The organism is Paenibacillus sp. sg306046 (genome assembly GCF_059821225.1).
In genome coordinates this window covers 1-14549 of sequence record NZ_JCAMRT010000025.1, presented here as the reverse complement: position 1 = coordinate 14549, position 14549 = coordinate 1, and the positions used below count along the sequence as shown (strand labels likewise).

Genomic DNA, 14549 nt, shown 5'->3' with positions numbered 1-14549 from the left:
TTTCGCCAACCGCTCCCTGTGAAGACGTTTACAAAAACACCACAAAACCGCAACACTATGTTAACACTGCCCTCTTACAATGAACTGGATCATTTACTTGAGGGAGTGGGTTCAGCTTGAAGAAGAAATCAACAACGATCGTATCGCTGCTCCTGGCAAGCGAGCTGCTGGCGGGCTCCTTGCTCGGCGCGGGTCCTGTCCAGGCAAGCGAGCCAATAAGCCCCGGTACGCCTTATACCGAGAGCGGAAGCTATGACGTAAAGGTCCCCCACGTTTTTATCCAGCAAATTTACGGCGGAGGCTTGTCGACAGCCAAGGATGCCCCTGTTTCCCATGGCTTCATCGAGCTTTACAATCCGACGGACCAGGACGTGCCGCTCGATCAATGGTCGCTGCATTATGCCTACAATGACCAGAAAATTTCGAAAAACCCTACAGGCACGACAACAGCGTGGCAGCAGGTAAATTTGAAAGGCACCATCAAAGCCCGCTCCTCTTATTTGATTACGGGCAATGCGACCGGCTCCGAGGAGCTCAAGGTCGATCTTACAGGTAAAAGCGATCAAACGCTGGACGCCTCGATTTTCAATAAAGCCGTCAAAGTCGCGCTGATGAGCAACCAATCCGCCTTGCTTACTCCGCAGCCATTTACGGCTGATTCAAAGCCGGCCGGTTATGTCGATCTGGTCGGCGTCGCCGACAACGATGCGGAAAGCGCTATCGACGGTTACGAAACCGCATACCCGAGCGGCAGCACCGAAGGCAAGTCCAAGAAAAAAGGAATCGTCCGCGCTACATTAACCGATACGGATAACAATAAGTCCGATTTCCAGCAAATTGATTACAGCAGCGCAGATGCAGCGACCTTGCTTGCCAAAGGCCCGCGCGGCAGCGTAGACGGCTCCTGGCCGACCGCAGCTCTCGGCGTCTCGACGGACAAGCTGGCTGACGCTTATGTCGGCTCGGCCTACGAGGTAACCGCGGCCGTGTACGGCGGCAAGCCGCCTTACCGCTTCAGCGCCCAGGGACTGCCTGCCGGCTTGTCGCTGGCAGCCGATACCGGCACGCTGCAAGGCGTTCCTGCCGCAGGCGCCGAAGGTGCGACGACCGTAACGCTCACCGTCTACGACAGCGCTGTGCCGCAAATGCAAGCCAGCCGCGCGCTGCTGTTGAACGTGAAGCCGGCCAAGCCCGCTCCGATGCCGGATACGCTGACTGTGCAAAAGATCGGCCAATACCAGGTGGGAGCCTCCAACAAGGACGGCGGCGTGGCCGAAATCGTCAAATATAACAAAGATAACGGCAAGATGTATGTCGTCAGCGGCTCCAGTACGCCGCCGAGTCTGGACATCGTACCGTTAACCGCCGGCGGCACGATGACGAAGGAAAAGTCCGTGCCGGTAAAAGAGCTGTCCGAGCAAAACGGCTTCGTCTTCGGCGACTTGACCAGTGTCGATGTCAACACGGCCACCAAACGAATCGCAGTCGCCGTCCAGCATGCCGACTCGATGAAGCCGGGCCTCATTTTGCTGCTTGACTATGACGGCGCGCTGATCCGCACTTTCGAAGCGGGTATTCAGCCGGACATGGTCAAGTTCACGACAGACGGCCGGTATGTGCTGACGGCTGATGAAGCTGAGCCGCGTTCCGGCACGCAGGACCCTGAGGGCAGCGTGACCATCGCCGATACGACAACCGGCAGCGTTGTTCATGTGAAATTCGATGATCCGACCGTGATCGAGGACGGCGTTCATATCCGCGGCGCAGCCGACCCGGTCAGCGGTCTGATTACGGGCAGCGGCACAAAAGCCGATGCAGTGCGCGACCTGGAGCCGGAATATATCGCATTGTCGGCTGACGAAAGCAAGGCTTATATCGCTTTGCAGGAAAATAATGCGATTGCCGTTGTCGACATTGCCGCCAAAAAGGTCACTGCGGTCAAATCACTCGGCTACAAGGATTTCAGCACAGCGAAAAATGCGCTGGATCTCGTGAAAGACGGCGAAATCAAGCTGGAAACGGTCCCCTTCTTCGGCATGTATATGCCCGACGGCATTGTGACGCACAGCGTTGGGGGCAAAACCTATTTGTTCAGCGCTAACGAAGGCGATGCCACCGATTGGCCCGGCTTGAAAAACGCCACGACGATCGGCAAGCTGAAATCCGTGCTGGAGCCAACTTCGGCGGCTGCCCAATTCCTGCAAGGAAAAACGCAATACGATAGCGTAGAAGTGGCCAGCGATATGCGCAAGGACGGCGTGTATATGTACGGCGGACGCTCCTTCTCCATCTGGGATGCCGATACGTTGGAGCAAGTATTCGACAGCGGCAATGACTTTGAGCGGATCACCGGAGAGCGGCTGCCGGATTATTTCAACGCCAGCAACAGCAAGACGGAGAAGGACGACCGCAGTACGAAAAAAGGTCCGGAGCCGGAATATGTGATTGTCGGGGAAGTCGGCAACAAGGCGCTGGCCTTCATCGGGCTGGAGCGGATCGGCGGCGTCATGACCTACGATGTTACCAACCCGGCAAAGCCGGCCTTCCTCAACTACACAAATACACGTGATTTCAAGGCAGGCTTGAACACGGATACCGGACCGGAAGGTCTTGAATTTATTCCGCCGGCGGTCAGCCCAACAGGTACGCCACTGCTGCTGGTAGCCAATGAGGTGGGCGGCACGATCGCCGTGATGGAGCTGAAGGTAGCCCGCTTGACGCTGGACAAAACGACGCTATCGCTGGAGGCGGGCAGCTCTGCCGTCAAGCTGAGTGCAACAGTCAGCGATGGGTCGACCGGCTTGGTCTGGAGCTCATCGAATGAAGCGGTCGCCAAGGTCGATGTGCTCGGCAACGTAACGCCCGTAAGCGCAGGCTCGGCTATCATTCAAGTGCGTACGGCCGATGGCTACAGCCAGGCGCAAGCGGCGGTGACGGTTGCCAGTCGTAACGATGATTCCACTTCCGGCAGCGGCGGGAGCGGGGGCAGCGGAAATAGCGGAAACGGCGGCGCAGGGACAGGCTCTACTGGCGGCAGCGCGCAGCCGGGTAGCGGTACATCGCCCGCAGCTCAGCCATCCGCCGGAGCCGACATCAAAACCGTCGAGCTGGCGGGTGCTGCGCTGACCATAACGGAAAGCCGGAACAGCTCCGGTCAAGCCGTAAAAGCAACGGTTGTCGATGCCTCCGCTCTGCAAGCTGCTTTGACGAACGCATTGAACGGACTGACAGGCTCACAGCAAGCTCAAGTCGTGATCGCCGTTCCGGCGACAAACGGAGCCGCCGCCGAAGTGACGCTGCCTGCCGAAGCGCTGGCCGCCGCTGGAGACGCAGCAGAGCGGGCGATCATCTCGATCCGCACCGAAGGCGCAAGCTACCAGCTTCCGCTTCAGCTGCTCAGCTCTGCTCAACACGGCGCAAACATCGAGCGCGTTCAGGTCACCATCACACCTGCCGCAGGCTCGCTGCTGCAAACCATGCAGCCGGATGCAAATGGACTCGCAGACGCCGAGCTGGTCGGCCAGACCGCTGTTGATTTTCAACTGCACGTAACCGTCAACGGTGAAACTAAGGAAGTGACGGATTTCGGCAGCACGTATGTGTCCCGCACGGTGCAGCTGCCGGCCTCCGGTGTTTCCCCGTCGGCTACCGGCGTCATGTATGACCCGCAAAGCGGCCAGTTCCACTTCGTACCGGGTACCTTCCAATCGGTGGATGGCAAGCCTGTCTTCGAATGGAAACGTCCCGGCAACAGCTTGTATGCGGTCTTGACGTACAACAAAAGCTTCAAGGACTTGAACGGACATTGGTCGAAGGCTGCTGTGGAAACGATGGCCTCCAAGCTGATCGTCCAAGGTGTCGCAGATGACCGCTACGCACCGGATCAAACGGTCACGAGAGCCGAGTTTACCTCGCTGCTCGTCCGCAGCCTCGGCCTCACGCCGCAAGGCGAAGCAGCCGCAAGCTTCCGGGATGTACCTGCCTCCGCTTGGTACGCCGAGGCCGTGGCAACGGCTGTGCGGGCCGGTCTTGTCGAAGGTAAGGCTGCAGACCTGTTTGCTCCGGATGCGCAGCTGACACGGGCGGAGATGGCCGTACTTATTACACGGGCGCTGCAATTCGCGGGCAAGCCAGGCGCTGCGGCTGGAAGCTCCGGCTCGCTGGCAGCCTTTACAGATGCCGCTTCGATCCCGCAGTGGGCCGCTTCCCAAGCCGCTCTGCTTACAGAGCAAGGCATTCTGGAAGGCGACGCCGCTGCAAGGTTCGCTCCTGCTGAAGCAACAACCCGTGCTCAGGCCGCAGCTATTTTGCTGCGTACGTTGAAGAAGGTTGGCTTTGTTCAGTGACAGTAGGCTGAACCGCCTTCCACATGAATAAATCAAAAAAGTCTCGATACCCGCGCGGACAAGCCGGGAATCGAGACTTTTTTTGCATGGCTTCCTGACAGGAGGATGGCCCATATTTTTGTGGAGCTTCATGAGAGCTCTGCAAGGGATCAAGCTCCGCTTGAACTTTCTCCTGACAGCTGTGCCCGTTAACTTCCGACCATCGCCATCGTCCAGTATCTGCTGCATCTGCCGATGTATCCAAGACGCCTGAGCGCAGAGTCGGGAGCCAGCCGCTAGGAAAATCAAAAAAACCTTGCTTCACAAGGTTTTGGACGTTTGTACATNGCCCGTTAACTTCCGACCATCGCCATCGTCCAGTATCTGCTGCATCTGCCGATGTATCCAAGACGCCTGAGCGCAGAGTCGGGAGCCAGCCGCTAGGAAAATCAAAAAAACCTTGCTTCACAAGGTTTTGGACGTTTGTACATATGGAGCGGGTGATGGGAATCGAACCCACGCTATTAGCTTGGAAGGCTAAAGTTCTACCATTGAACTACACCCGCAAATTGATGGTCGGGATGACACGATTTGAACATGCGACCCCCTGGTCCCAAACCAGGTGCTCTACCAAGCTGAGCTACATCCCGATACTGCAATTGTAAAAATGGCGTGCCCTGAGAGATTCGAACTCCCGACCTTTTGATTCGTAGTCAAACGCTCTATCCAGCTGAGCTAAGGGCACATCTTATGGAGCGGAAGACGGGAATCGAACCCGCGACCCTCGCCTTGGCAAGGCGATGCTCTACCGCTGAGCCACTTCCGCAAATGATATTCGCTTGCGATACAAGTGAAATCCAGATATCAAGCAGCTGACTTCAGTAACTTGATTTTGTTCACTTCGTTTTAGCGACAAGTGTTATAGTATCACTTCTTCCTTTAAAAAGCAAGCTTCTTTGATAATTTTTTTTATAAGATAGAGCTTATACCTCTCCAGACTTGATTTAATTGGCTGCCTCGACATGGCTTGTACCCTGTTTCCCTAACCGTCCCTCCTTCGCATCATACAGACAGCTTCCCGTTTGAAAGACTGTACGCCTTTCGCCGGGAAGCTGCCGCTTCGATCAGATGTGATGAGCTATGATGAGCTGTATAGTCAAACCCCGTTGTTACGTTGATGAGACTTACTTACTACGGTGTTTCCTGCCAGGCTCGAAAGTAGTCTTGTTAGTTCATAAATGCCACAGTGCGCAGCAGACGCTTCAACATAACCGCTGCCTCCGCCCGACTCGCTGCTTCACCCGGCTTGAAGCCGTCCGCCGACTTGCCTTCAATAACGCCGGCTTGCACAGCTACGGACACAGCTTCCTGCGCCCATCCGCTAATCTCGAACCGGTCTGCGAAGCGCTCCAGCGTATGCGCCTCCGCCTTCGCATCTGCGCCTGCCAGCTTGAATGCCCGGCTGATCATGACCGCCATTTGCTCCCGCGTAATCAGCGCATCCGGACGGAAGGTGTCGTCCTCGAAGCCGCTGACCAGCCCCGCTTTGGCGGCTGTATGAATAGCGTCCGCATACCACGATCCGTCAGCCACATCGGCAAACAGCTTCGGCTTGACGCCTGCCGCACCCGGCTGCTGCAAACCAAGCGAACGCACCAGCAGCGTAGCATACTCGGCTCTCGTGATTGCTTGCTGCGGCTCAAACCGCTGCTCGCTTTTGCCGTCTACGACGAGCTTGGAGGCCAGCAATTCAATATCGGCCTTTGCCCAATGTCCGGCCAAATCAGTGAACGTCCGATTCGCCGCCGCAACGGTATAGATACTGTTGCCTGGACGCTTGATCGTAACCATCGTGCCATTGGCCGTGCTTTGCAGAACAGACGGCACAAAGGTCAGGGAGCCCGTAACCGGATCGTACAGCACAGCGGTTGTACGCTCGGCATTTAACTGGCCGGGAACCGTCATCGTCCGTGTCACATAGCTGGTGCCAAAATCACGGATGTCTACCGTCCTTGTGCCTGCTTCCGCCATCAGGCGGAAATCAACCGCTTCTCCGATCAGCGTCAGTTCACCTGCTTGCGCTTTCTGCCGGATCGCCGCCGCCTCTGCACCGGACACCTGCTCCATGACAAGCGTAATCCGTACATCAGCTTCAACTGCTTGCAGCTGCTGTGCCAGCTCGCTCTTCTTCAGCACGCCGACTGGCAGCTGATACGACGCCTGCTCAGTTCGAATCGTGACTTCAGCGGACGGAGCCTGACGAGCCAGCTCCGCCAACGCTGCAGCCGGCAGCTCGACTTTGACCACCGATTCCCCGCCGGTTACGTCGATCGTAAGCTGCTGCTTGCCCGCCGCAGCGAGGTCCAAGCCACGCAGCGCTTCCAGCAGCGCCGTTTCCTCAACAGCAACCCTCGCTATCGTTTTCCCGTCAGTGGTCTGCTCTTTAACTGGAACAACCGGAACAGCTACCACTGCTTCCATTGCAGGAGCAGGTGTCGATCCAGGCGTCTGGCCTGCCCCACCATTTCCACTACTCGAAGCCCCGCTGCCTGTCCCGCTTGGCGTATCCGAGCTGCCGGAATCGTCCGTCGAGGAGTCCTCCGACTGCGTCGTTACACGCAATGCCGTTGAGCGCTCGCTTTGCCCCGCCTTGTTGACTGCGATAATCGCATAATAATAGGTCGTGGACGACAACAAGACTTGGTCCGTATACGTCGTCTTGTCCAACTGGTCGGCGATCACCGTATAGGGACCGCTTTCCGTGCTGCTGCGCAATACCTGATACGTCTCGGCTCCAGCCGCAGCCTGCCAGGTCAGCACAGCCTGCGAGCTGCCGGACGAGCCTTGCAGCCCTGTCGGCACCGCCGGCGCCTGAGCTTCAGGTCCTGTGCCCGGATTGCCGCCTGATCCTCCACCAGGCTGCGTGCCCGGATTGCTTCCCGAGCCCGAATCGGAGCTGCCGCTCACACGAGCGCTTGCTTCCTGCCAGCTTACAAATTCACCGGTTCCCGCCACAGCCGTCACCTTGTAGTAATAAGTCACATCCGGCTGTACGTTACGATCCGTGAAGCTTGCCGACTGCTCGGCGGCACCCGGCGCGGGAACCGTCTGCACCACTTCATACGGGCCGCCGCTGACCGTGCTGCGCCGGACAACATACGCTGTCGCACCCGCCACCGTAGACCAGCTCAGCTCAATTGCCTCCCCCTTGGCCGCTGCATGCAGCCCTGTTGCCGTGACCGGCTCCGGCGCCGTCAAGCTGCGTCCTGCCGCTCCAGCTTGCTCCAGCAACAGCTGTTTGACATCAGCGGCCGCTGCAGCCGCATACGTATACGCCTGCGCCGGATTCCAGTTCACGCCCGGCTTCCAGATCGGCGTGCCGCTGCCGGTGAAATAACTGCCGCGATCCTCGATCGCTCCCGCCGCTGCGCTGTCGTAATAGGCGACCGGAACCCGGACCTGCTCGAAATAGTTCGCTTCAGACACGATCCGCGAGGATGCCCCGACACCGATCGAATACAGATTTTCCAATCTGGACAGCGAATTATAGTAGTTATTGTAAATATGCACTTGGCCGAACCGGATACGCGGCACCCGCTGCCCGATATCCTCGAAATAGTTGTGATGGATCGTCGTGCGCAAATAACCTTGATCCGGCGCAGAATCGCTGTTGCCTAGCAGCATCGTTTTGTCATGCTTCTTGAAATGATTATAAGAAACCGTGACCAGATCGGCGTTATTCGTAATATCAATATAGCCGTCATGATGCTGATAATGCTTGCCGAACACCATTCCCTCATAGCCGTCTGCGAAACGGTCGCCCGTCTCATCGTTAAAGCTGTTGTGATCAATCCAGATCCGGCTTGCGCTCCTGATCGTCACATTGTCATACTGCGAGTTCCAATTGCCGATCTCTCCGTCGGTAGGGTCCCACTGCGGGAAATAATCGTAAGCATTCTGGAACTCAACATTCCGAATGATAACATTGCTGACGTTGTCGAGATTCAAATTGCCGCCCACAAGGCGCGCATCACTGCCAAGTCCGATCAGCGTCGTATTGGAGCCGACATTGATTTTCACCCGTTCCGCCTGCTTGAGCTGCGAAGCGCGGCGCGCATCCTCCAGCGGCCCGGACGGCAGCGAGGTTCTGCCCCAGACAGCCGGGTCGTACGCCTTCAGATAAGCCTCCACCGTATAAGCGGGGTCCTTGTAATCGGCATAGCCGAGCGGACGGCTTTGGTCGTCTGTGTTCATATCAATTGTGCCCTTGATATAAATCACCTTCGGCGTAGTGTTTGTTTTCGCGGCTGCCCCGCCCAAAGCCTGTACAAGCTCCTGCCGGCTGCTGACCACATGCACCTGCTCCTGGCTTGCGCTGTTGCCGCCGCTAATGCCGCCGTTTGTCGAAGCCCAGCCTTCCTCTCCGGCCGCTACCGTCTTGAGCATTGCGCTATCGACTATTTTCACCGTCAGGCTCAGCTCGGCTCCCGAAGCAAACTGCAAGCGAAGCTGCGCCAAGCCATAATCCAGCAGATCCAGATAAGCCGGTTCAATCGTCAGCTGGCTGCCCTTGAAGCTGTAGTCCTTGCCGGATGCCAGCGTCTGCTCGCCCGCCTTCACCGACACCAGCGTATCGGCGGACATCTCGACCTCCGCTTGCAGCGCAAGCTTCACATGCTTGTCATACAGCGCCGTCGTTTGCTTCAAGCGTGTCGGCTGCTGCGCCCGCGGAAGGCTGATGCCCTTCGTCGGGTCCCAGCCCTCGAAAATAACCGGAATCGTCAATGCGCTTGCCTCAGCCGCTGTCAGTTGGGTGGACAAAGAGCTGTCCCGCAGCTTCGCATTGGCGCCTGGGCCTGTGCTGCCGTATTCGGCATAAATCGCAGGCTCCACATTCCACGATCTCCAGCCCTCCGCCACGATATGCGAATCGAGCCATGTCCGGATAAACCGAACTTTCGGGACTGATTTCCACGGACGTCCGAGATAATGATTGCCTTTAGCGGAAGCGTCCTTGATCAGCTTGGTGTCGAAAAACACATAACCGGGATCGTTCGCCCCGCTTTGCGCCGCCGCCGTGACATAACCGCCCGACGTCGCAGCCGCTTTTGGATGCGCGACACTGTACACCTCGCTGCTGTCGATGACAACAGCCTTCGCTTCGCCGAAAATAAAATCGACATCGCCCTTAATAACACTATTGCGGTAATATTGGCGGCCGGAGCCGTTATACAACGTATCCTGGTAACCAAGCAGCTGTACATTGTTGAAGACAGCCTGATCGCTCTTCACCGACAACGCAACCGCTGTACCGACCGTATCGCGCGGGCCTGCGTCATTTTGAATCGTCAGATTGGATGCCGTAAAGTAGTCCTTCGTCACCGTGACGGTTGGCGTATCGAAGGTGCTGCCGATGTTGTTCGGCACCGGGCTGCCGTCGGCGTATTTGCCGTTGCCGCTTGGTCCGGCAAAATCACCGAAGACGATTACGGTACCGTCGCGGCTTTCGCCCACCAGGCTCATATACGGCGCATCAATCTTCAGCTTTTCACGGTAAACGCCATTTTTAATGTAAATGACCTTCCTCGCTGCATTAGCCGTCCCGATGCTGTTCACTGCGGCCTGAATCGTCGTAAAGTCGCCGTTTCCGGCCGGATCAACCGTAATCACCTCGGCAGGCTGAGCGAGCGCTTCATCTGACGGCCGCCCGGCCCCGCTGGCGTTGACAGCCGTTACCTGATACGCGTAGACAGTCCCGTTGACCACCTGCATATCATCGAAGGCCGGTTTCCGCAGATCAGCCGCGATTGGCGCGTACGCCGCTTCTCCGGCCGCTTTACGCAGTACGGTGTAGCTTCCGGCGCCCTCAACCGCCGTCCAGGTTAACGCCACCTTGCCTGTGTCTGCAAACGCCTGCAAGCCGACAGGCCGTTCGGGTGCGCCAGCCGTTACCGTCGCAGGCGTCGCCGCCGCCTGATTCGAAATCATGCTCTCCTTCTGTCCCGCAACCGCAGTCACCGCATAGTAATACGTTTGTCCGTTAACGGCCGTGCGGTCCGTGTATGCAGGCTCCGTGACCTTGCCTCCTGCCAAATCGGTATAAGGTCCGCCGTTGCTCGTGCTGCGCTTTACGTTGTAGTGGGAAGCGCCTGTGACCGCAGCCCAGGTGAGCTGTACCTCCTGATCGCCAGGCTCGGCTTGCAGCCGAACTGGTTCAGAGAAAGCAGCGGCCGGTGTCACCAGCAGAGGCGCCGATTCCTGACTTTCACCGCCCGCGTTGAACGCACTGACTTTATAGTAATACGCCGTTTCGTTCGTCAGTCCGATATCTTCAAAGGCCAGTCCCGTAATCGCCTTGCCCGCGCTCAGCTCGGTATACGGGCCTTGTTCCGCCACGCTTCGCTTCAGCACATAACTTAACGCTGCCGGCACCTCGTCCCAGCGCAGCGTAACCCGGCTGTCGCGCAGCTCCGCACGGAATGAAGCCGGCGTAGCAGGCGGTACAATATTCGCCATCGGCGTTGCCGTCAGCTCGCTGGAGGACGTTTCTCCATACCCGTTAACCGCCATAACTCGGTAGTAGTACGTCGTGCCGTTAACCAGCCCTGCTCCCTGATCCGTATCCAGATAGGAGAGCTTCGTGGTCGAGGAGGAATCTGCCGTCAGTCCGGTGACCAATGTCGTATACGGCCCGCCCGAAGTCGTCGCTCGCTGTACACGGTAGCTGGAAGCGCCTGCCGAGCGTTCCCAGATCAAGTTCACCCGCGTATTGCCCGCAAACACCTGGGTATCGCTCAAAACCGCCGGAGCCGTTCGCGCTTCGTATACTTGCAAGTTGTCGAGGTAGTAATACCCTCGATTTCCATCCGATGTGGCCGAATCGACAGCGCCGATGTTGACCGTGCCCGTCTGGTAAAACGTTTGCCCTGCCAGCGTCCACGTCTCTTTCCCGTCGCTGATCGTGATGGTTGCACCTTTGGCTGTATAGGTTAAATCTACCTCAATCTTGATGTGATACCATTGCCCTGGCACATATTTGCCTTGCGGAATAATCGCGTTATATACCGAACCAACGCGGTAGTACAAGCTGCGGCCGACCGAACCGTTCGTCGTTTCAATATCGGCGATCACGTTAGAGCCTTTGTCGTCGAGCAGCCGCAATACTTTCGTATTGTTCGGCAACACCGCATCCTTGCCGATTTCCTGCTTGAAATCCACCTCAGCGACGATCACCTTGTTCTCTTGCCTCGGAAACAGCTTGAGCGCACGGATGCCCTTTGAAGCATTTTCATCCTGCAAATACAGCGCTTTGTTGGCCTGTCCCGCAGAGCCGGCCCATTCGGGAGCTGTTTGCTCCTTGATCTGGAGAAACGTGTCGCTAACCGTCGTAGACACCGTGTACCCGGCCAGGCTTCCGCTTGTCACCTGCGTTGCGGGCAGCTCCGGCGCGTCAAATGTATCGCTAACCAGCAAATCGACCGGCGTGACACGCGCCTCTTCGGAAGGCTTGCTTTCACCCGCCGCATTAACCGCGATAACCCGGTACACGTAAGCCTGTCCATTCGTCAGCCCTGTGTCCGTATAACGGGAATCTGTCAGCTGCTCGCCCACCGTTACATAGGGGCCATCGGAAGAAATGCTTCGCTGTACCTTGTACGTAAGCGCTCCTTCTGCGTGATTCCAGACTAGCGTAGCTGTTCCGCTGCCAACAAACGCACTTACACCTTGCGGAGCGGCAGGCACGCTGGCAGACGGAGCCGTCGGCTGCGCACTGATTTCAGCAGAATAAGCGCCTGCCTCCTGGTCGTTTGCCGCGCTTACGGCGTAATAGTAGGTGGTGTTATTGACCACATCCCGATCGGCATAGCTGGTCAGTGATCCGGTATAAATGACCGAATATGTTCCCCCGGTCACCGTACTCCGCTTCAACCGGTAATACGTAGCGTCCGTGACCGTTTCCCAGCTTAGATTCACCTGAGCTGGCTGCGCTGTCGCCGCCAGTCCGCCCGGAATGCCCAGCGCTACGGGAAGCCTTGATGTCAAGCTGGATACAGCCGTCGACGAAGCATTCGTGTAGGTCGGAAGCAGCGTCACCTGACTAAAGGAAGCCGTTGCTTGCTTGCCTACGGCCAACCCGACGTACATCGTTTGATCAGCCGTCACATCGGTGATGGCCTTCGCATTAATTTGCGTCCAGGTAATCGTCGTTCCGTCCGACTTCCCGATATCTACATACAGATCCGCCTTGCCTGCCGCATTCCACTGCTTGCGCATCCGCATGTAGTCAGGCGGCACATCGTACTGGGCATCCGCGCCGGACACCTTGTAGCCCGAATTGCTGGCAGCGCCTGTCGAATAAGCCGCTTTCGTGGATACATAAGGCTGGTACTTGCCATTTGTTCCGTACAAATAGCCATACACAAACGAATCTCCCGCCTTCAAGCCGCTGCGTACCAGCAATCCCTCTTGAGCTCCGCCTGCATAAGGGAATGAATCCAGCTTCGCAATTAGCGTGAAGTTCCCACTAACCGGCGTGTAAGCATATTGAAATTCTTCAGCCGCAGCCGCCTGATTTGTGATGCCGTTCCCTGTGGCAGTAAGTGTAAGCAGCCCTTTTGATGAATCATAGTCGCTGCTGCCCCCCGACTGATTAAATCCGAGCTTGCTCCAGTTCGCCGGAAAGCTGGAGGCATTCGCCTGCTCTACACCCATTGGCAGAAACGCCGCGACTAATGTCAGGCATAGCAGGATGCAGAGTGATTTCTTATACAGATGACTGATCATAAGCTGTCATCAAACCTCCTTGATTTCCTTAAAATCATCTTGAATGCGATTACATTTAAACTCTTATACTTACTTGCCCGCGCCAAATTCAATTTATCGGAGCTGCCCGCTGGTTACTTTCGTTGCCTAACGAGCCGTTTGTTCGTTCATTCCATGCGGGGTCCTTACATCTGTTGTCTGTAGCTCGACACTCCTTTCGTTACCCTTAAATGAAACACCAGACTTGCCCGGATGGATCGCCTCGCATGAACAATGCTGGTGTGATTTAGCAAAACATAACCTTATCCTAGGGAGAGCGCATACAGTGCGTCAATAATCATCCTAAGTCGCAAACCAGGTCCTGCATTTTCAAGGTATTGACCCCAAATCTGATATAATGATCATGCCGAATGGATACTTCTGTAACCGTAAATTCACGATTTCAATCCATCGACGACTCGTTGATTTCTGTTGATAGGAGCTATTTAAGAGCTATTTATACAGGCATCTGATTTTCAGAAGGAGTTCACCGTCACGGTGGATTTTAGAGCGGGGATGGGTCATCGTATGTCTGAGCGTTGAATACCGAACAAATCTAAGTCAACTATCCGGCTATCACACAAAAATAAAAAACTCTTCAATATAATGAAGAGTTTGATTTTACGGGTATGATGCGGTCGAGAGGACTCGAACCTCCACGGGGGGTTAGCCCACTGGAACCTGAATCCAGCGCGTCTGCCAATTCCGCCACGACCGCATATTGAGTTGTACTGATAAACTGAATGGTGCGCGTAGAGGGACTTGAACCCCCACGGTCGCCCGCCAGATCCTAAGTCTGGTGCGTCTGCCAATTCCGCCATACGCGCATAAACGTGAGCCATGTAGGACTCGAACCTACGACACCCTGATTAAAAGTCAGGTGCTCTACCAACTGAGCTAATGGCTCGCAATGGCTGGGGATCTAGGATTCGAACCTAGGGGTGACGGAGTCAAAGTCCGTTGCCTTACCGCTTGGCTAATCCCCATTATTGCTGGTGCCGCCGAGAGGACTTGAACCCCCAACCTACTGATTACAAGTCAGTTGCTCTACCAGTTGAGCTACAGCGGCATATGAAGTTTAATGGTGGAGGCTGACGGGATCGAACCGCCGACCCTCTGCTTGTAAGGCAGATGCTCTCCCAGCTGAGCTAAGCCTCCACGATCAATGATCGTAATAACCATTGAATTTTTGAATATGACCCGTAGGGGATTCGAACCCCTGTTACCTCCGTGAAAGGGAGGTGTCTTAACCCCTTGACCAACGGGCCGTACTGGAGCTTCCAACCGGAATCGAACCGGTGACCTCATCCTTACCATGGATGCACTCTACCTACTGAGCTATGGAAGCGAATGGCTCCCCGAACAGGACTCGAACCTGTGACAACTCGATTAACAGTCGAGTGCTCTACCAACTGAGCTATC

2 protein-coding genes and 12 tRNA genes are annotated in these 14549 nt (G+C 56.4%); 1 reads left to right on the top strand and 13 read right to left on the bottom strand.

The window, feature by feature from the left end; genetic code table 11:
* The first annotated feature begins 116 nt into the window (after positions 1–116).
* Positions 117–4346, top strand: coding sequence for a choice-of-anchor I family protein (locus tag AC6ROY_RS21230; protein ID WP_500102592.1), 4230 nt, complete (start codon positions 117–119; stop codon positions 4344–4346).
* A 471-nt stretch (positions 4347–4817) separates the two neighbouring features.
* On the opposite strand, the gene AC6ROY_RS21225 is transcribed toward AC6ROY_RS21230, so the two are convergent.
* From AC6ROY_RS21225 to AC6ROY_RS21165, 13 genes are all read right to left on the bottom strand, one after another.
* Positions 4818–4891 (bottom strand) — tRNA-Gly (locus tag AC6ROY_RS21225).
* 7 nt (positions 4892–4898) lie between these two features.
* Positions 4899–4975, bottom strand: a tRNA-Pro gene (locus tag AC6ROY_RS21220).
* Between the two features lie 18 nt (positions 4976–4993).
* Positions 4994–5070, bottom strand: a tRNA-Arg gene (locus AC6ROY_RS21215).
* Between the two features lie 6 nt (positions 5071–5076).
* Positions 5077–5151 (bottom strand) — tRNA-Gly (locus AC6ROY_RS21210).
* 401 nt (positions 5152–5552) lie between these two features.
* Complete coding sequence (locus AC6ROY_RS21205) at positions 5553–13109, bottom strand: pectinesterase family protein (protein ID WP_500102591.1); 7557 nt, start codon at positions 13107–13109, stop codon at positions 5553–5555.
* A 651-nt stretch (positions 13110–13760) separates the two neighbouring features.
* Positions 13761–13845, bottom strand: a tRNA-Leu gene (locus AC6ROY_RS21200).
* 26 nt (positions 13846–13871) lie between these two features.
* Positions 13872–13954 (bottom strand) — tRNA-Leu (locus AC6ROY_RS21195).
* A gap of 7 nt (positions 13955–13961) precedes the next feature.
* Positions 13962–14034, bottom strand: a tRNA-Lys gene (locus AC6ROY_RS21190).
* Between the two features lie 4 nt (positions 14035–14038).
* A tRNA-Gln gene (locus AC6ROY_RS21185) sits at positions 14039–14113 on the bottom strand.
* A 7-nt stretch (positions 14114–14120) separates the two neighbouring features.
* A tRNA-Thr gene (locus AC6ROY_RS21180) sits at positions 14121–14196 on the bottom strand.
* Positions 14197–14209: 13 nt separating this feature from the next.
* Positions 14210–14285: transfer RNA gene (locus AC6ROY_RS21175), tRNA-Val, on the bottom strand.
* Positions 14286–14323: 38 nt separating this feature from the next.
* Positions 14324–14395, bottom strand: a tRNA-Glu gene (locus tag AC6ROY_RS21170).
* A gap of 4 nt (positions 14396–14399) precedes the next feature.
* A tRNA-Thr gene (locus AC6ROY_RS21165) sits at positions 14400–14475 on the bottom strand.
* Positions 14476–14549 lie beyond the last annotated feature (74 nt).